This is a genomic window from Cobetia sp. 5-11-6-3 (assembly GCF_013374055.1).
Classification (GTDB): domain Bacteria; phylum Pseudomonadota; class Gammaproteobacteria; order Pseudomonadales; family Halomonadaceae; genus Cobetia; species Cobetia marina.
The window spans coordinates 298,796-316,385 of sequence record NZ_BLWJ01000004.1 but is presented as its reverse complement, the minus strand read 5'-3'; the positions used below and the strand labels follow the sequence as shown (position 1 = coordinate 316,385).

Genomic DNA, 17,590 nt, shown 5'->3' with positions numbered 1-17,590 from the left:
TCGAGAGTGTCTTTTAGCGCAGTACTTGCAGCGCACTGTCAGGAAGAAAGACCTGCGAGAAAGAAGCGCAGAAAGCCCCGTCCCGATTCCCAGGCTCGACCATGAGGTGCCCGCCATGTCAGAGCTCGACCACCAGATTCTCAAGACCATCATCGACACCGCCCATGACCACTACTTCGTGGTGAGCGCGGATGGCCAGGTGATGGATGTCAGCCCCGGCGCCGCGGCGGTCTATGGCATGACGCGTGAGGCGCTGTGTGCCGCCAACGTGCATGACCTGGAAGCCAGCGGGGTGCTCAAGCCCTCCATCAGCCTGGAGGTGCTGCGCACGGGGAGAACGCTGCAGATGATGCAGCTCACCGCCACCGGGCGGCGGGTGGTGGCGCAGGCGCATCCGGTATTCGTCGCGGGCAAGCTCGAGTGCGTGGTCAGCCGCTCGATGGATCTCACCGATATCCAGCTGTTGCAGCAGGAATATGCGGTGCTCCAGCAGCGCTTCACGGATCACCTGCGCCGTAACTCGCGGGGCAGTGAGCTGGGCGGGGGGAGTGCGGGGGAAAGTGATTGGGGGGCGGTGGGGAGTGCGCGCTCCGGTGCCGAGCAGACCACCCATGACGCGCAGCAGCAGGGGCGTGCCCTGTGTGAGCAGGCCGCGCGCGAGCAGGCAGAGTGTGAAGACGCCGCGCTGGAATTGGGCGAGCTACAGGTCAAAAGCCCCGTGATGCGTGAGATAGCGCTGCTGCTCAAGCGGGTCGCGCCCACCAACGCCACGGTACTGATGCTGGGCGAATCCGGGGTCGGCAAGACGGCCTTCGCGCATCAACTGCATCGCTGGAGCCAACGCGCTGACGGCCCCTTCATCGAGGTGAACTGCGGCGCCATCCCCGAGAGCTTGTTCGAGTCCGAGATGTTCGGCTATCAAGCCGGTGCCTTCACCGGCGCGGGCAACCGTGGCAAGGCGGGCCTGATGGAACAGGCCGAAGGCGGCACCCTGTTTCTGGATGAAATCGGTGAGCTGCCGCTGGCCACCCAGACCAAGCTGCTCAAGGTGATTCAGGACGGAATGATCACCCGCCTGGGCGACACCACCACCCGCCGCGCCGACTTCCGACTGGTCGTCGCCACCAATCAAGATCTCGCCGCCCGCGTGGAGCAGGGCCAGTTCCGCCTCGACCTCTACTACCGCATCAATGTGCTCCCCGTCAGCCTGCCCCCGCTGCGCGAACGCCGCGAAGACATTCCCGCCCTGATCGAGCAACACCTCTCTCGCCTCAATCAACGTCACGGTCGCCGCAAACTCCTCGACGCCACCCTATGGCCCGTCCTCATGCGTCAGGACTGGCTCGGCAATATCCGCGAACTGGAAAACTGGCTGGAACGCGCTTGGCTCAGCGCCCCCAGTGATGTCATTGACAGCGACTCAGTGAAATCACTGCTCAACACTTGTTCCACGAATAACGCTAATGGACTAGGCAATTCATTTGGCTTCAGTAATGACAAATATAATGGAATAGGCGTTACTGAAAGTTTTCCCACTGCCGATACCTTACATAGCGAAAAATCCCTCTCAGCGCCTGCCGCTGAGGGGGCGGTAGCCATGCCAGTCCCCAAACTCGGCCCCAATGAAACGCTCAAGGAAGGCCTGGCGCGCATCGAAGCGCAATGGCTACGCGAGATGGCAGCCGAGTTGCCCAGCACCTATGCGATAGCCAAGAGGGCAGGGATCAGTCAGCCGTCTGTAGTGAGGAAGTTGAAGCATATGTTGTTAAAATAATTTCCATGTGTCGGATCTATGTTATGACCAATCGATTAGTCAATCACACGGGGCCCGACAGCTACCTGAAATACAATTATATTCACTTTATTAGGGATCTATTGTACTATTTGAGATTGAATGCTGGACGTTCCACATTACACCGCTATCAGAGAAATGCGTCATGTCTGAAAAAATACTTTCCAAAGCCTCTGCTGAGGATTTACCTTCTACGATAAAAATAAAGCTCCCCGAGAAGAATGAGGTGCACGATGCCATGTTGGGGAGTGCCTCATGAGCAACCCCACACAGCGTAAGGTGAAGAAAACTCCCAATCCAATCTTGGTCTGGTCTGGGGTGTTTCTCCTCGTGGGTGCCTTCTGGCATCATTTCTCCAATACTGACCCGACACCGTCACGTGTTTTGGCGGTGCTTGGGATTGTCATCATGTATATCGGGTTTCATGCAAAGTCTGGGGCAACTCCCGATGAGGCGAATACGGCCAACCAGGAGAAGGCTCCAGAAGCCCCCCCGGCTACGTGCAAGATTGCGGGCCCTGGCTCCGAATTGACAGATGAAAGCTCGAAATCGAAAGACAAAGAAGCTCTCAAAGAGAAAATTGAGTTGAGATGTAACTGTATTATAGTCGGTCAGATAATAGCAGCTGCGATTCTGGCCATGGGCTTAACTTCCACTAGTAACAATATGTATAACACCATTGTACTGGTGATCGTCTCTGGCTTTGGCTACCTTGGAATCTCAATTTTTGGTAATGGTTACTTAATCAGTAAATCGCATGTTCATTATGCCTATGCGCTTATTGGCGTGTTGGGATACTTCGCAACGCCTGTCGTCTTTATGCTCGGGCGATAATCCATATAATTTGTTAACTCCCTCACTCAACATATGAGGGAGTTAAATGCCTATTCAAAAATTAGTCATGCACTCAGCGCCATAACCGTCGAGCAGCCGGTGTACCTCATCGCATAGGTGCTCAAATGCTAGATATGCACTCAGTGGCAGCCATGCATACCTCATCTGCCGTCGGAGAATCTCAATCAGATTCAGCTCCGGCGTGTACGCCGATAGGTAGGTCAAGCACACACGCTGCGACATCCACTCAACCATCATCCTCCTGAACACTTTGGAGTGATGCATGCTGGCATTGTCCAGCACCACGACAGCGAAGGTATCAGGGGCTTTCTGATCGGCAAACTGGTCGAATGCATCGATGACCGTCTCGGTAGTCATGGTTCTGCTCCGACCTCTACTACCGCATCAATGTGCTCCCCGTCAGCCTGCCGCCGCTGCGCGAACGCCGCGAAGACATTCCCGCCCTGATAGAGCAACACCTCTCCCGCCTCAATCAACGTCACGGCCGCCGCAAACTCCTCGACGCCTCGTTATGGCCCATCCTCATGCGCCAGGACTGGCTCGGCAATATCCGCGAACTGTAAAACTGGCTGGAACGCGCCTGGCTCAGCGCCCCCAGTGATGTCATCGACAGCGACTCAGTGAAAACACTGCTCAACACTTGTTCCACGAATAACGCTAATGGACTAGGCAATTCATTTGGCTTCAGTAATGACAAATCTAATGGAATAGGCGTTACTGAAAGTTTTCCCACTGCCGATAACTCTCATAGTCCCAATTCCCTCTCAGAGCCTGCCGCTGAGGGGGCGGTAGCCATGCCAATCTCCAAACTTGGCCCTAACGAAACTCTCAAGGAAGGCCTGGCGCGCATAGAAGCACAATGGCTACGTGAGATGGCAGCCGAATTGCCCAGTACCTATGCGATAGCCAAAAGGGCAGGGATTAGTCAGCCATCGGTGGTGAGGAAAATCTATAAATTCAAAATAAAATGAATTTTATTCTATTGTTGTGATTTAATATAAGGCGGCTATATGGAGTTCAATGTGTTGCAGGTTTCTCTTTTACCAATGGATAATGATCTTTTTTCACGATCAGATCTTACAAAGGATATTAGGGTATTTGAAAAGTCATTGTCCAATCCTCATGCTTATAATGATAAGTATTCAATCAAGGTTATAACTGTGGAACCAGTTGAGGGTTTTATGGCTGGTGTGATCTCTAGAAGGACCAAAGTTAAATATCATGACAGGGATTTTCAGTTACATCATGCGGAGGATTTTCCACCCGTAGTATGGTTATGGGATAGAGATGAGCAAGTGATATTGATTGAAAATAGGAGGAGTGTTTTTGGAAATGCGACCACAGCTTCAAGAGCACTTGAAAAGATAGCTAATAACTATACTATGATTGAATATATGATGCGCGTTCACATAAGACCAAAGTCAGTGGAAAGTAGGTTTTGGGATACTTTCGAGTCTTTCGAATATGTGTATGAAGTTAGGCTTAATATGTTCTCGCCTAATTTGTTTGGTAAAACTAAAAAAGAAATTGGAGATTTTCTTCACGAGGTAGAAGATGAAACAAATGCGACTGAGTTTACACCAGTTTTTAAAAACCCTGATGGGAATCTGAATTTAAAAAAGTCTAATTGGCTTACTTCAATGATAGACTGGATTAAAGATGGTGCAGGAGACTGGACTATACGAGGAAAAAAGGATGCATCAGATAAATGTAAAGTTATCTCGAGTAAGCAAAAAGTCAAGGTTTTGAACATAAAAGAAAATATAACAGAGATTGAGCTTGAAAACTGTAGCCCTCAATATGTGGCTGATTTATTAAAGGCTCTACGAGATGGTTATACATATAAAAAATGAAAACAATAATAAAGTATTTTTGTTTGTTCACTGTCTCAATACTAGTTTCAAGTGTTGAGAAAGAATCTTATTCTTTATTTGAAAAGAATTTGCCTTTGGTACTTGGTGCCACATTCGGTGGTGTATTGGCATGTACCTCAATCATTGTTGGCATGCTAACTTCCTCATCAATGAACGTAAAGAGGAAGGCAAAGAAAAGTGATCATTTTAAGAGTTTTGTAACTTATTTAGAAAAGGATGTTAAACTACTGCTGCTCTGTTTGTTTTTAGCTGTCTCACTTCCTTATTTTCGAGTCTATGTTCATACTTTAGATGTTCTATATTTTGCTAATCAGTATGTTTACTTGGTTGATAAAGCCTTTTCATCTATACAAATTTTTGTGGCAATGCTAGCATTTTTAATTATTTATGAAATTGTTGATGTAGTTGTTTATATCCTAAAGCATATTATGCTGTTAGGTGGCGCTAATGATAATGCTCAAGAGAGTAATACTGATGATGAATAGTTCACATACTACTGTGGAATATAATTGTATTATATGGATGACTGGTCTCTGCGATGAAGAATTAAACTCTAGCAAGAGAGTAAGCGACGATTTAGATGTTCTTTGTCTATATAACAATATAAGCTATTTTTCTGACATTATAATATGCAAAAAAGATTTCGAGTATTATATTGATAGGTTATGTGAAGCTGCATTAGTATCCAAACTAAAACCTATTCTGAATCTAGATTTTCATGGTAGCGACGTACAAGGAATAAGTATTTCACGTTCATCTGAATTTATCAGTTGGGAAGAGTTGTTTTATATGCTAAGGAAGCTTAATAAAGCAACAGAGGGGAACTTGTTTGTTGTATGTTCTAGTTGCTTTGGCTTAAATGTTATTAAGCAAATTAAGCTGACCGAATATATGCCATTTGCAATACTTATAGCTGCTAAACAAAAAACAACTTTTGGCTATGTTGAAGACAATATATTACCGTTTTACCAAAAATTACTTCAGTCTGCTGATATTTTTGTTTCATACGATTACTGCTTAAAGAATGAGTTTCAATTTGTAGTAGCGGAAAATATTTTATTTAGGTCATTGACATGCTATGTTTATAATTATTGCCTAGGAGCGGCATATAGACAAAGGAAAGAAGATCTTGTAACAGATTATGTAAATTTGGGTGGAAAAAATGTGAACTTGGGGCGGAAATTTATTAAAGAGAAAACGGGAAAGAAAGTTGATATTCTAAAAAAATACTCTCAATCATTCTTAAATTGTGATCAGACTAGTTTCAATTTTAAAGATGTTGTTGATGAGGCGGTAAATATTTTGAAGAAAAACCAAAACTCTTGAAGTTGATAAATTAAGCCATCACTCCTCCATCACCACCAAACTCTCCATCACCCCTTCACAAAGCGGCTTGATCTCGCTGAAGCCGTCATCGACGGTAAAGTCCGTCTTGGCTTTGGCGTAGGCGGTGCCGTCGGCGGCGGGGTGGTAGCTGGTGCAGTGCAGGCGGATCAGCTTGTCGTCGAGGAAGAGGCCGTATTCACGGGTCTGCGAGGTGATGGGCATGCCCTGGTGTTGTTGTGTCATGGCGATATCGAACCAGTAGGCCTGACGGTGATCCACCCGGGTCAGGCCGGAGTCGAGCATCTGACTGTTGATGGGCGCCCACTGGGCCAGCGTATTGGTGGAGGCCATCACCTTGAGCTGCGCGTCACTGACGGTGTCGCCATGCAGGTCATAGATCTCGAGGATGATCATGTCGGTGCCGGTACCGGCCTGACTCTGCCACTTCTGCACGATATGCGGTAGGCGACCCTCGGCGGCAGACCACGAGGCGGGCAGGTGCAGCGCGAGGTTGATGCCCAGCGACTTGGCATGGCCCTTGGAATGGAATTCCTGGAAATAGCCGTCGTACAGTTCGTACACCGGCTCTATCTGGTACTTGGTCGCCAGCAGGAATTCCTTGAAGGGTGAGGGCAGGTATTCGCCCTCGGCACGCAGGCGGATGGCCTCGATGAAGCGGGCGGCAAAGTCAGTGGTCAGCTTGTCGGCGGTCAGTTGCGGGGCCAGTTCCTTCTGCATCTGCCGGCGTATCCCGTCGAGCACTTCGCGTGCATGCTCGCGCCCCATCAGGCTTTCGAGGTTGTCCGCGAGACGTGTGGTGATATCGGGGAAGGCATTCGCGAAGTAGGCGGAGGCAAGGTCAGCGTCATGCGCGAGTTCAGGATAGGTCTCGGCGATGCGCGCCAGCGTGATGTCCTGAGCGATGACGAAGCCGTAGGTGCTGCTCAGGGTATTGATGACCCGAGGCGTGGGGCGAAACTGTGCGGCGTCGGCGCGTGCCGAGGCGCCGGCCGTCATGAGACATGAGCCCAGGCCGAGCCCGACTGTCAGGGCGGCGATTGCCAGCCCGGGAATCCCGGTAAACCGTCGTCCAGCTGCAAACGCCATGCGTGACATCCTGTCAGAGTGCGAATGTGCCAATCCTATCATCGGGGTGTGGGGACTTCTTGCCTCCCCTCCTTGATTGGAAGACTAATCATGCGGAAGTATCAGGCGGCACGTCATGCCGGCGTCCGCGCTCCCCTTGTGAAGAGACCCCCCAGACAATGACGTCCAGACAACACCATTATTCGGTTGATCTCGAGTGGACCGGCAATCGCGGCGAGGGCACCACGCATTACACCGCCTATGAGCGCGATTTCGAGGCCCGTGTCAGTGGCAAGCCGAGCCTTGAAGGCTCCGCGGACCCCGCCTTTCGGGGTAACGGCGCGCGCTGGAATCCTGAAGACCTGCTGGTGGCTTCCGTCTCGGCCTGCCACAAGCTGTGGTATCTGCATCTGTGTGCCGACGCCGGCATTCGTGTCATGACCTATCTCGATCACGCCGAGGGCACGATGCGGGAAGGCACCAGTGGCGGCAAAGGCGATCCAGCTGCCGAGGCAGGCCGCTTCACCGCCATCGTGCTGCGCCCCGCGATCACCCTGGCCGCCGGCGACGATATCGCGCTCGCCCATGAGCTGCACCACCGGGCGCATGCGCTGTGCTTCATCGCCAATTCGCTGAATTTCCCGGTCAGCTGCGAGGCAGTGATCACTCATCAGTGATACGTGGCAGACTGACCTGTCAGAACCCGAAAGGCCACCAGAGCAATCTGGTGGCCTTTTTTGCTTTCAGCATCTCTCAAAAGAATCAGCGTCTCGCGACCTGATCAAGCGGGGGGATCAGCCGCGTGCGTTCACTTCCTCGATCAATTGGCTTGCGCCAGTGAGGTCGGGCAGGCAGGCGCCGTCGGCGATCTTCGCCAGCAGCACGTCTTCCGCTTCTTGCACCTCGATGGCGTGGGTGGCGATGGCGGAGACCTCTGAGGGGGCCATGACGATGACACCGCTTTCGTCTGCGAGGATGGCATCGCCCGGATTGACGACCACGCCGCCGATGCTGACCGGCACGTTGAGCGCGCCGCCGATCCCGGCGAAGCGGGTGGTAAGCGAGGCGACCCCGCGACTCCACACCGGGAAATGCTTGTCGCGAATGGTCAAGGCGTCGGTGGCCATGCCGTCGATCACCACACCGGCCACGCCGAGGCGTGAGGCGACCGTGGTCATCACGCCGCCCCAGCAGGCGCGGTGACGATCGCCCTGACGATGCACGATGAGCACATCGCCCGGGCGCACCAGACGCATCAGGTGGTTGAGCAGGGTGCCATCTTCCGGCGGCAGCGAGACGGTGACGGCGGTGCCGGCAATCCGTACCTGGTGCAGCATGCTGGCAATCGCCGGTTCGACGAAGCCGTGGGTGTGGAAGTGACCGATGGTGGCCGTCTCGCACTGGGTGAGCTGTGCCAGCAGCTCCGGCGCGACCTGGTCTGGCATGTCATTGAGTTGGTACATGGAAGTCTCTCGGCGTGGTCGGTCAGATCAGGCTGGGCAGGAAGGTCGTCAGCCACGGGGCCCAGTAGAGCATCAGCATCGCGAACAGGAAGCAGATGACGATGGGCCAGGCGGCGGCGTAGATGGTCTGCATCGGGGTCGCGGGGGCGGCACCTTTCACTGCGAACAGGTTGTAGCCGAAGGGCGGGGTGAGACTGCCCACCGAGATGTTGATCAGGAACAGCGTCCAGAACCACACCGGGTCAAAGCCATATAGCTTGACCAGCGGCGCGTAGATGGGAATCACCACCATCATGAAGGCGATCTGGTCGATGAACATGCAGGCGATCAGCGGAATCAGCATCAGGATCAGCAGCATCCACACCGGGTCAAGATCCAGCCCGGTCACGCTGCTCACCAGCCCGCTGGTGGCGCCGGTGAAGCTCAACAGCTGCGAGAACAGCTTCGAGCACGCCAGGATCAGGATGATCATGGTGCTGACCTTCAGCGACGACATCACCGCTTCGCCCGCCATCTTGAAGGAGAACTTGCGGTAGTAGGCCGCGACCACCAGCGAGCCCAGTACACCAGTGGCGGCGGACTCGGACGGTGTGGCGATACCGAGCAGGATCAACCCGAGCACGGCGAAGATGATGATGCTGAACGGCAGCATGTTGATCAGGGCGCGACGCTTCTCCTTTGCCGTGCCGCCACCGCTTTCATCGACCGGCGGCGCGCGGCGAGGGTCCAGCGTGATGCGCACCTTCACGTAGAGGATGAACAGCGCAGCCAGCAGGATACCCGGCAGAATACCGGCGATCAGCAGCCGCGCGATGGAGACATCCACCATCGAGCCGATGATGATCACCAACAGGCTCGGCGGGATGATCGGCGCGAGACTCGCCCCGCCCAGAATCAGGCCGATGGAGAGCTTGTCATCATAGCCGCGCTCCTGCATGGTCGGCAGCGCCGAGCGGCTGAGCATGGCGGTCACGGCCAGTGCCGAGCCGGACAGGGCGCCAAACAGGGTCGAGAGTGCGACGACGAAGAAGTAGAGGCGGCCTTTCATGCGGCCCATCAGGGCATCCAGCGAGTCGAAGATCACATCGATGGAGCCGGAGCGGAACAGCAGCTCCCCCATCAGCACGAACAGCGCGATGGTGGTCAGCGTCTCCGAGGTCATGCTGTCGTAGACACTGTTGGCGAACATGCCGAAACCGGCGGTGCCCATCAACCACAGCGTGCCCAGCACGTTGATGGTCAGGAAGGCGGCGAAGACGGGGATGCCGAGGGCGAACAGGCCCATCAGCAAGGCGATGGCCAGGCCCAGAGAGAAATACCATTCCATGACTCAGGGTCCTTTTCTGGCGTCGGTGGTCGCCGAGGAGGCGGCGGAGTCGGAGTCGTCCGATGGGGTCGCCTCGGGCGCGGCGCGCGTGAAGGCGTGGCGCAGGAAGTAGAGGGCCGCATTGATCAACGCGTAGGCGATGAAGGAGGACACCCAGACCTTGGGGATATCGAGCCCCATGGCGGTGGTGGTGTGGTACTGGAACTGACGCAGGCTTTCCTGCAGGCAGATCCAGCCGGCTACGGCGCAGACGCCACCGGTGATCAGCGCCAGCAGGCGGTCATAGAGAGCGCGGGTGGCAGGGCTGAGGCGTTCCGGCAGCACGGTGATGGCGATATGGCCATGGGTACGTGCCAGTTCCGGCGCGGCCAGCGAGATGGAGAGGCACAGCAGGTAGGCCACCATCGCGCCGGACCACAGGGTGGGCGAATTGAAGAAATAGCGCGCGATGACTTCCAGCCAGAAGCACAGGACGATGCCACACAGGGTGACACCGCCCAGAAGGAAGCCTGCTCGCGTCACGCCGTCATGCACACGTGCAAGCAGGGTTGGCATGGTGGATTCCTTACTCGCTGACGGTGGTCAGGTGCTTCTCGATCGCCAGCTCGCGCATGGCGGTCACGGCTTCCGGCGACTTGTCGATGCCCAGCTGCCAGATACCGTCGGTGACCAGGGCATCCAGACGCTCGGCGTCTTCCGGGGCGAATTCGGTGGCCTGCATGCCAGCCTCGTTCAGCGCCTTCCATTCCTCGATCGCCAGTTCATCCAGCACCTGGACGATCTCGGTCTCCAGCTGACGGCCCTCGTCAAGCAGCACCTTCTGCTGCTCTGGGGTCAGGCTGTTGAAGGCGTTCAAGTTCATCAGCACGAAGTTGTAGGTCTGACCGAAGGTGGGCTTGGAGTAGTAGCCGGCGACTTCCTGCCAGCCCATGTCCTTGACGCCATTCAGGCCCCAGGCCGCGCCGTCGATCACGCCACGGTCCATCGCGGAATAGACATCGCCACTGGACATCAGCACCGGCGTACCGCCCAGCCCCTTGGTGACATTGGTATAGGTGGGGCTGCCGCGCAGACGACGACCGTCCAGACCCGGCGTGCCGGTGATCGGCTCCTTCAGCACGTACTGGAAACCGTGGCTGCCCAGCGGCGGAATGGCGATCAGCTTGAGGCCCAGGCCGTTGTAGTGCTCATCGACCATGTCCCACAGGCCGGATTCACGCGTCTGCTCCGGATTCACCGCCACGCCATCCATTGCCGCGCCAACGCCAGTGGTGTTGGTGTGGTAGGCGGCGTGGGTGTAGAGCAGCTGGAAGACACCGGCAGCGACAGGCTGCAGCTGCTCGAAGGGCGGCACGACGTCCGGGCCGGTCAGCTGGATGGTGAGGTCGGCAGCGTCATTGGCTTCGACTTCCTTGATGAAGCGCTGGGCGATTTCACGGGAATAGGCGGTGGTCTGGTCGTAACTGGACAGCATGCGCAGCTCGGTGGCCATTGACTGGGTGGCCGGGAGCAGTGCGAGCAGCGGGAGCAACAGAGCGGGCTTGAGGGTTTTCATAGCAGTTTCCACTTTATCGTTATTGTGTCGGGCGATGCTGTCTGCACGTACCTGGTGGGATCAGATGGCCAGGAGGTGCAGCGGCGTCCCTTGCGACTTGTCGTTGATGGTACGTCTTCAATCTATGAGCCGCCTTGGCTGCGGTCAACGAATCATCAGCCTTTTGGGCTTTCAAATTTCAATATGCAGTATTTGCGAGATTTATGTAAGAAAATCTGTGTGTTTGGTCCAGTGACTTCCAGCGTCAATTCGAGGGGCATAGTTCGGCAATTCAAGGCAAAGTCCCGGTGCGAACCACAAGGAAACACGAGATGATCCTGGTAGAGAAACCAGAGTGATACTGGCAGATATCTCAGAGTAATTCTGACCGATTCAGGGGGATGAATCTGGTGGAAAACGATGGAATACAAGGTGAGAACGAAAGGGAAGGGGGGGAGAAGAAGAGGAAAGAACAGACACCACTGCAAGAAAGACAAGAACCGCAGGGCTTCGAGCGAAGATCGCAACAAGGCCCCGGTTCTCGATGTCGTGATGACAGCATCGGGAACCGGGGCTTCATGCCCTATGCAACATGTCTCATGCATCAGGTCTCATGCATCGTGTATGTTGCATCAGGTCTCATGCATGACGAGGCGTGCCCCAGCGTCTGACAGCGGCGCGAGCCCCGCTCATCAGGCTCAGCGCGTGGCGGTGTCGGTCGCGAGGCTGAGGCTCGGCTTGCGCAGCGCCAACGGCATCAGTGCCAGCGAGACCGGCAGGCCGATCATCACCGGATGCAGCCCGAAGGGATGGCCCAGCAGCTGCCAGAGAATGGCGGTGGCAAGCCCGCCCCACATCATGATCACCCCGCCGCGCGGGTCTGGCGAGCGGCGACACAGGGCCACCACCGTCGGCACCAGTACCCCGCAGACCAGCATCGCGCTGCCGAGAATCCAGATATCCAGCAGGCGCGGGGCGTAGAGTGCCAGACCCAGCGAAATCAAGGACATGGCGATCACCGAGTGACGGCTCATGCGCAGCATGAAGGCATCATCACGGCCCTTCATGCGCGGCTTGATCACGTCATTGGCAATCGACGAGGCGCCGGCGATGAAGAACGAATCCGCACACGAGATGATGGTCGCCAGCAGCACCACGACCATGCTGACCATCAGCGGCAGTGGCAGGGTGGCCTTGATGATGGCGTAGAAGGACAGGTCCGGATTGGCCACCGCGATGTCCAGCCCCAGCCTGGCGAAGGCACCGATCAACACCACGGCACCACCGACCAGCAGCGTGAAGACGATGGCCACGGCGTAGCCGGTACGTGCCGCCTTGAGGCTGCGCGCGGCCCAGAAGCGCTGCCACAGGTCCTGGCGCACGAACTGATAGGCGCCGATGGTCAGCATGTAGACCGCCAGTTCATGGCCGGAGATGCCGGTCAGGCTCAGGAAGTCAGGGCTGCCCTGTGGTGTGGGCGATGCACTGATGATCTCCCAGCTACCGCTGGCGTAGTAGACGGTGACCAGAAGGAAGAAGATGCCCAGTGTCTGCAGGGTACCGAGAATCGCATCCGACCAGATGACCGCCATCAGGCCGCCCAGCCATGTCTTGGCGGTCAGCAGCGCCCAGGTCAGCAGGATACCCACCGGCAGCGCCAGGCCGAACACCAGCTTGAGCACCGTGGCCACCGCCACGAACTGCATGCCGGTGATGGCCGCGTAGGCGCACAGGATGCTCAGCAGAGTGGGGAGTCTGACCCCCTCGCCGAAACGGCTGACCAGAAAGTCGGCCAGTGTCACCATCTCCAGGCGCCGGCCTTCGGCGTGGATCTTGCCGATGAAGAAGTACAGCGCGATGCCGGCGACGGTCATGCCCACCGGCAGCCACAGCTGCCCCATGCCGAAGGTGTAGCCCTTGGAGACGAAGCCCAGCAGGGTGGAGCCGCCGACGGCAGTGCCGACAAGCGTGCAGATCAGCGGAAAGGTCGCGGTGGAACGGCCGGCGACATTGTAGTCATCATAGGTCTTGATGCGGCGAAAGAAATACAGCGAAAGCCCCATCAGAAATAGGCCACATGCTATGATCATGATCGAGAGAATCTCGGTTTCTCGGCTATCGAACATTGTCATTTTTCCGCATTGTTGATGTTGTATTGATCGTCATTGCCAGCTTGAGAGAAAGGCAATATATCACTCAAGTGGATGGCAATGGCGAGGCAGTGCTGACTTCCATGCTACCTGGCTCGTCACGAAGACGTTGCGTGGCCATTGCCACGCCGGGGGCGTCATTTTCTGGACAGGAATCCTCGCCATGCGACCCATCCATGACACTCTGGACTGGAACCTGCTGAGAACCTTCATCGTCATCGTTCAGGAGGAAAGTGTCAGTCGAGCGGCAGCCCGTCTCTATCTGTCCCAGCCGGCGGTGAGTCTGTCACTCAAGCGTCTGGAAGAGCGCCTCGGGCAACGGTTGATCGAACGAGACAGTCACAGCTTTCGCGTGACGGGGGCGGGGCAGGTGGTCTATCGCGAGGCCGTGGAGATCTACGCCAACGTGGCGCGTCTCGCCTCTGAGGTGGGCAACAGTCATACGGAGATTTCCGGGCATGTCTCGCTCCTTTTCATTACCGGCATCGAGTGCCGATTCCTTGATAGCGTGTTCGCGCGCTTTCATCGCTGTTTCCCCCAGGTCACCTTCTCGATCCAGGAGATGTCCAGTCACGAGGTGCAGCAGGGCCTGTTGCAGCGCCAGGGCGCGCTGGGCATCTGCCTGGCGCAGCAGACACCGGAGCCACTGATGTCCCAGGTGCTGGCGCGCCAGAATTACCGTTACTTCTGTGGTCGCATGCATCCGCTCTTCGGTCAGCAGAATCTGCCGCTGGAGGCGCTGCGCAATGAGCGTTATGTCTCCTTCGGCAGCGAGCAGCTCGATGGCGTGCTGTCTCCGCTGGCGATGTTCCGCGCCCGCGAGGGCTTGCAGGGCCCGGTGATCGGTCAATCCAGCAGCCTGCAGGAAATCCGCCGCATGGTGCTGGCCGGCTGGGGCATCGGCTGCATGCCGGAGCACATCGTGCGGCGTGAGGTCGAGGAGCAGCAGCTGTGGCCCTTGCCACCCTACGGTGGCGTGGCCGATATCGACCTGCATCTGATGTGGCACCGTGAGGCGCGTTTCAGCGCCGCCGAATCCACCTTCGTCGACTTCCTGCACAACGCGCTGGCCAAGGTGCCGCTGGAAGAACGCCTGCATCGCGGTCTGGAAATGCAGCTGCCGGACCCCAATGCCGTGCTGGCCAGTGACGGCGCGCCCGCCACTTGAGTCACCCCTGGCGCTCGATCAAGACCTTGCTCTCAAGCCCGTCCTGAAGCCCGTCCTGAAGCGCGTTCTGAATGGCCCGCGCCGCTGTCACCAGTCAGTCCGGGTGGCAGCGGCGCTTCGGGGCGCCCCTCGAGGGCCGACTGACGGCTCAATAGGCCAGATTGATCCAGGTGGTCTTCAGGTCGGAGTACTTGTCCAGCGCGTGCAGTGACTTGTCACGCCCGAATCCGGACTGCTTGACGCCACCGAAGGGCACGCTGATATCGCCATCGGCGTAGCAGTTGACCCACACCAGCCCCGCCTTCAAACGCCGCGAGACACGATGGGCACGCGCCAGATCCCGCGTCCACAGCCCAGCGCCCAGGCCATAGATGGAATCATTGGCCAGTTCGATGGCCTCTTCCTCGCCGCTGAAGCGGGTCACGCCCAGCACCGGGCCGAAGATTTCCTCGCGCATCACGGTGCTGTTCTGGCCGCCTTCCACGATGGTCGGCTCCAGATACCAGCCGCCGGAGGTGGCGTCGCTAGGGGCGATGGCGCGGCCGCCCTGGTGCAGCGTCATGCCTTCCGAGAGCGCCGTCTCGACGAAGCCGAGCACCTTCTCGTGGTGGTCCGCGCTGACCAGTGCGCCCATGCGCGTGGCCGGGTCGAGCGGATCACCGGCCGGCATGGCACGGGCGCAGGCGATCAGGCGCGGCATGAAGTCATCGAAGATGGCCTCATCGACATACAGGCGGGAGCCGGCGATGCAGACTTCGCCCTGATTGATGAAGATGGCGTCTGCCGCAGCGCGTGCGGCCTGGTCGAGATCCGGGCAATCGGCGAACACGATATGCGGTGACTTGCCGCCGCACTCAAGCCATACACGCTTCAAGTTGGAGTCGCTGGCGTAGCGCATGAAGCGCTTGCCGGTGGCGGTGGAGCCGGTGAAGGCCAGCGCATCGACTTCCATGTGCAGGCCAAGCGCCTGGCCCGCCACCGCGCCCAGCCCTGGCGTGACGTTGAAGACGCCCGCCGGAAGGCCGGCTTCATCGGCGAGTGCCGCCAGACGCAGCGCGCTCAGGCTTGAGGATTCGGCCGGCTTGAGTACCACGCTGTTGCCCAGCGCCAGCGCCGGAGCGAACTTCCACGACGCGATCATCAGCGGGAAGTTCCACGGCACCACCGCCGCGACCACGCCCAGCGCTTCACGGGTAATGGTGGCGTGCACGTTCTCGCCGGTGGGCGCGATCTCGTCGTAATGCTTGTCGATGGCCTCGGCATACCAGGCCACCGAGCGCGCGGTTTCCGCCAGATCAAAGCCCAGGCTGTCGCCGATCGGCTTGCCCATCTCCAGTGTCTGCAGCAGCGCCAGCTCTTCGGCATGCTCGCGGATCAGCTGGGCAAAGCGTTGCAGAACGGCCTTGCGCGCCTGGGGTGACTGGCGCGACCACACGCCGGAGTCGAAGGCACGCCGCGCCGCCATCACGGCGCGGTCGATGTCCTGCTCGGTGCAGGCGGTGACATGCGCCAGTACGTCGCCGGTGGCCGGATTCCAGGCCGGGAAGGTATCGCAGCCGGTGCTTTCCACATAGGCACCGTCAATGAAGGCACGGGTCTCGAAGGTCAGCGCTGCCGCGCGCTGCTGCCAGTCGGCATGGGTCAGCGGGGCGGCAGTGGTCGAAGCAGTGGCAGTGCTCATTGGGCGTTCTCCGCGGTCGTGGTGTTGGCGCTGTCGGCGAGAGAGCCGCGGCTGACGACACCGGCGCGCTTGAGCATCGCCAGCAGCAGCACGTTGGCGCCGGCTTCGAGATCGGCAGGCTCGGCGTTCTCGCTCTCGTTGTGACTGATGCCGTCCTCGCAGGGCACGAAGATCATCGCCACCGGATTGATGCCGGCGATCTGCACGGCGTCGTGACCGGCACCGGTTTCCATGTCGCGGAAGCTGAGGTTCAGTTCTTGACTTGCACTGCGCACCATCTCGATCAGTTCCGGCGCGAAGGGCGTCGGCGGAATGTGCTGCACTTCGATCAGTTCGACATCGACGCGCTGCTTGTCAGCCTGATTGGCCACGTGATGCTTGAGGCACAGCGCCTTGAGCTGGTCGTGCATCTCGGCGAGCACTGCCGGTTCCAGGTGACGCAGGTCGACACTGAAGCGGACCTGGCCCGGAATCACGTTGCGCGAGTTGGGATGCACATTGAATTCGCCACAGGTGACGCGACCGTTGGGCTGGTAGTCATCGGCCAGCGTCAGGATGTCGCTGACCAGCGCGCAGGCGGTCTTGAGCGCATCGCGACGGTAGGGCATCGGCGTCGGGCCGGCGTGGGCTTCCTGACCGCTGACCACCACGTCGAACCAGTGCAGGCCCAGCGAGCCGGTGACGGCACCGATGGTGATCTCTTCCTGCTCCAGCACCGGGCCCTGCTCGATATGCGCCTCGAAATAGGCGCCGAAATCATGGCTGCCCACCGCCACGTCGCCGGCATAGCCGGTGCGCTCAAGCGATGCGGCAACGCTGTCGCCGTCACGGTCGGTGGCGGCCAGCGCCTTCTCCAGCGGGATCAGGCCCGCATGCACGCCGGACCCCATCATCACCGGCACGAAGCGGCTGCCTTCCTCGTTGGTCCAGATCACCACTTCCAGCGGGGCTTCGGTCTCGATGCCGTGTTCATCCAGCACGCGCATGACCTCAAGGCCAGCCAGCACGCCAAAGCAGCCGTCGAACTTGCCCCCGGTGGGCTGGGTATCGATATGGCTGCCGGTGGCCACCGGCGGCAGGCTGTCATCGCGGCCCGGACGACGGGCGAAGATGTTGCCGATCTCGTCGACGCGCAGTGTCAGGCCAGCGGCCTCCAGCCAGCCGGTGACCAGCAAGCGGCCGGCGCGGTCTTCTTCGGTCAGGGCCAGACGGCAGTTGCCGCCCTTGGGCGTCGCGCCGATCTCGGCCAATGTCATCAGCGAGTCCCACAGGCGCTTGCCATCGACGCGCAGGGCGAGGGAGTCCAGCACGTCTTGAGTTGAGGATGTGCTCAT

At 57.8% G+C, this 17,590-nt stretch carries 16 protein-coding genes and 1 pseudogene; 8 read left to right on the top strand and 9 right to left on the bottom strand.

The window, feature by feature from the left end; translation table 11 throughout:
* The first annotated feature begins 115 nt into the window (after nucleotides 1-115).
* Both HXS66_RS09405 and HXS66_RS09400 read left to right on the top strand, forming a co-directional pair.
* Nucleotides 116-1,774: a sigma-54-dependent Fis family transcriptional regulator gene (locus HXS66_RS09405; RefSeq protein ID WP_255303199.1), complete on the top strand. Its 1,659-nt coding sequence runs from the start codon at nucleotides 116-118 to the stop codon at nucleotides 1,772-1,774.
* A 273-nt stretch (nucleotides 1,775-2,047) separates the two neighbouring features.
* On the top strand, nucleotides 2,048-2,626 hold the full coding sequence (locus HXS66_RS09400; protein ID WP_176503406.1) for a hypothetical protein: 579 nt from the start codon (nucleotides 2,048-2,050) through the stop codon (nucleotides 2,624-2,626).
* A 54-nt stretch (nucleotides 2,627-2,680) separates the two neighbouring features.
* On the opposite strand, the pseudogene HXS66_RS09395 reads toward HXS66_RS09400, so the two are convergent.
* Nucleotides 2,681-3,007: pseudogene (locus tag HXS66_RS09395) on the bottom strand (transposase); the annotation flags it as partial.
* Between the two features lie 260 nt (nucleotides 3,008-3,267).
* On the opposite strand from HXS66_RS09395, the gene HXS66_RS17450 reads away from it, so the two are divergent.
* The 4 genes from HXS66_RS17450 to HXS66_RS09375 are packed head-to-tail and all read left to right on the top strand — an operon-like array spanning nucleotide 3,268 to nucleotide 5,847.
* Nucleotides 3,268-3,618 (top strand): hypothetical protein, encoded by a 351-nt coding sequence (locus tag HXS66_RS17450; protein WP_255303179.1) that lies wholly within the window; start codon nucleotides 3,268-3,270, stop codon nucleotides 3,616-3,618.
* 51 nt (nucleotides 3,619-3,669) lie between these two features.
* Entirely contained in the window at nucleotides 3,670-4,500 is an 831-nt protein-coding gene (locus HXS66_RS09385) for a hypothetical protein (RefSeq protein ID WP_176503405.1), read from the top strand.
* A gap of 23 nt (nucleotides 4,501-4,523) precedes the next feature.
* Nucleotides 4,524-5,006 (top strand): hypothetical protein, encoded by a 483-nt coding sequence (locus tag HXS66_RS09380; RefSeq protein WP_176503404.1) that lies wholly within the window; start codon nucleotides 4,524-4,526, stop codon nucleotides 5,004-5,006.
* Nucleotides 4,996-5,847, top strand: coding sequence for a hypothetical protein (locus HXS66_RS09375; protein WP_176503403.1), 852 nt, complete (start codon nucleotides 4,996-4,998; stop codon nucleotides 5,845-5,847). The genes HXS66_RS09380 and HXS66_RS09375 overlap by 11 nt, the downstream gene beginning before the upstream one ends.
* A gap of 18 nt (nucleotides 5,848-5,865) precedes the next feature.
* Here HXS66_RS09375 and HXS66_RS09370 read toward each other — a convergent pair whose 3' ends face one another.
* Complete coding sequence (locus HXS66_RS09370) at nucleotides 5,866-6,954, bottom strand: hypothetical protein (RefSeq protein WP_176503402.1); 1,089 nt, start codon at nucleotides 6,952-6,954, stop codon at nucleotides 5,866-5,868.
* Between the two features lie 158 nt (nucleotides 6,955-7,112).
* Between HXS66_RS09370 and HXS66_RS09365 the strand changes: the two genes are divergently transcribed.
* Complete coding sequence (locus HXS66_RS09365) at nucleotides 7,113-7,610, top strand: OsmC family protein (RefSeq protein WP_176503401.1); 498 nt, start codon at nucleotides 7,113-7,115, stop codon at nucleotides 7,608-7,610.
* Nucleotides 7,611-7,727: 117 nt separating this feature from the next.
* Here HXS66_RS09365 and HXS66_RS09360 read toward each other — a convergent pair whose 3' ends face one another.
* The 5 genes from HXS66_RS09360 to HXS66_RS09340 form a co-directional block, all read right to left on the bottom strand.
* A complete protein-coding gene (locus HXS66_RS09360) occupies nucleotides 7,728-8,396 on the bottom strand; it encodes an RraA family protein (protein ID WP_255303177.1) in 669 nt (222 codons plus the stop codon).
* A gap of 22 nt (nucleotides 8,397-8,418) precedes the next feature.
* On the bottom strand, nucleotides 8,419-9,723 hold the full coding sequence (locus tag HXS66_RS09355; protein ID WP_176503400.1) for a TRAP transporter large permease subunit: 1,305 nt from the start codon (nucleotides 9,721-9,723) through the stop codon (nucleotides 8,419-8,421).
* A 3-nt stretch (nucleotides 9,724-9,726) separates the two neighbouring features.
* The gene (locus HXS66_RS09350; RefSeq protein WP_141391557.1) at nucleotides 9,727-10,278 is read right to left on the bottom strand and encodes a TRAP transporter small permease; all 552 of its coding nucleotides are present in this window, start codon (nucleotides 10,276-10,278) and stop codon (nucleotides 9,727-9,729) included.
* A 10-nt stretch (nucleotides 10,279-10,288) separates the two neighbouring features.
* Entirely contained in the window at nucleotides 10,289-11,278 is a 990-nt protein-coding gene (gene dctP / locus HXS66_RS09345) for a TRAP transporter substrate-binding protein DctP (RefSeq protein WP_176503399.1), read from the bottom strand.
* Nucleotides 11,279-11,955: 677 nt separating this feature from the next.
* Nucleotides 11,956-13,383: a sodium:solute symporter gene (locus HXS66_RS09340; protein ID WP_176503398.1), complete on the bottom strand. Its 1,428-nt coding sequence runs from the start codon at nucleotides 13,381-13,383 to the stop codon at nucleotides 11,956-11,958.
* Between the two features lie 187 nt (nucleotides 13,384-13,570).
* On the opposite strand from HXS66_RS09340, the gene HXS66_RS09335 reads away from it, so the two are divergent.
* Nucleotides 13,571-14,575: a LysR family transcriptional regulator gene (locus tag HXS66_RS09335; protein ID WP_084208581.1), complete on the top strand. Its 1,005-nt coding sequence runs from the start codon at nucleotides 13,571-13,573 to the stop codon at nucleotides 14,573-14,575.
* Between the two features lie 148 nt (nucleotides 14,576-14,723).
* Here the strand turns inward: HXS66_RS09335 and HXS66_RS09330 are convergent, their stop codons facing one another.
* Nucleotides 14,724-16,256: an aldehyde dehydrogenase gene (locus tag HXS66_RS09330; protein ID WP_176503397.1), complete on the bottom strand. Its 1,533-nt coding sequence runs from the start codon at nucleotides 16,254-16,256 to the stop codon at nucleotides 14,724-14,726.
* Nucleotides 16,253-17,590 (bottom strand): Zn-dependent hydrolase, encoded by a 1,338-nt coding sequence (locus HXS66_RS09325; RefSeq protein ID WP_176503396.1) that lies wholly within the window; start codon nucleotides 17,588-17,590, stop codon nucleotides 16,253-16,255. The genes HXS66_RS09330 and HXS66_RS09325 overlap by 4 nt, the downstream gene beginning before the upstream one ends.

Bases quoted from the DNA above. Each gene is read 5' to 3' on its own strand.
- HXS66_RS09325 (WP_176503396.1), bottom strand. From the start codon at position 17,590: ATGAGCACATCCTCAACTCAAGACGTGCTGGACTCCCTCGCCCTGCGC.
- HXS66_RS09355 (WP_176503400.1), bottom strand. From the start codon at position 9,723: ATGGAATGGTATTTCTCTCTGGGCCTGGCCATCGCCTTGCTGATGGGC.
- HXS66_RS09330 (WP_176503397.1), bottom strand. From the start codon at position 16,256: ATGAGCACTGCCACTGCTTCGACCACTGCCGCCCCGCTGACCCATGCC.
- HXS66_RS09340 (WP_176503398.1), bottom strand. From the start codon at position 13,383: ATGTTCGATAGCCGAGAAACCGAGATTCTCTCGATCATGATCATAGCA.
- HXS66_RS09360 (WP_255303177.1), bottom strand. From the start codon at position 8,396: ATGTACCAACTCAATGACATGCCAGACCAGGTCGCGCCGGAGCTGCTG.
- HXS66_RS09350 (WP_141391557.1), bottom strand. From the start codon at position 10,278: ATGCCAACCCTGCTTGCACGTGTGCATGACGGCGTGACGCGAGCAGGC.
- HXS66_RS09405 (WP_255303199.1), top strand. From the start codon at position 116: ATGTCAGAGCTCGACCACCAGATTCTCAAGACCATCATCGACACCGCC.
- HXS66_RS09335 (WP_084208581.1), top strand. From the start codon at position 13,571: ATGCGACCCATCCATGACACTCTGGACTGGAACCTGCTGAGAACCTTC.
- HXS66_RS09375 (WP_176503403.1), top strand. From the start codon at position 4,996: ATGATGAATAGTTCACATACTACTGTGGAATATAATTGTATTATATGG.
- HXS66_RS09370 (WP_176503402.1), bottom strand. From the start codon at position 6,954: ATGGCGTTTGCAGCTGGACGACGGTTTACCGGGATTCCCGGGCTGGCA.
- HXS66_RS09365 (WP_176503401.1), top strand. From the start codon at position 7,113: ATGACGTCCAGACAACACCATTATTCGGTTGATCTCGAGTGGACCGGC.
- dctP (WP_176503399.1), bottom strand. From the start codon at position 11,278: ATGAAAACCCTCAAGCCCGCTCTGTTGCTCCCGCTGCTCGCACTGCTC.
- HXS66_RS09400 (WP_176503406.1), top strand. From the start codon at position 2,048: ATGAGCAACCCCACACAGCGTAAGGTGAAGAAAACTCCCAATCCAATC.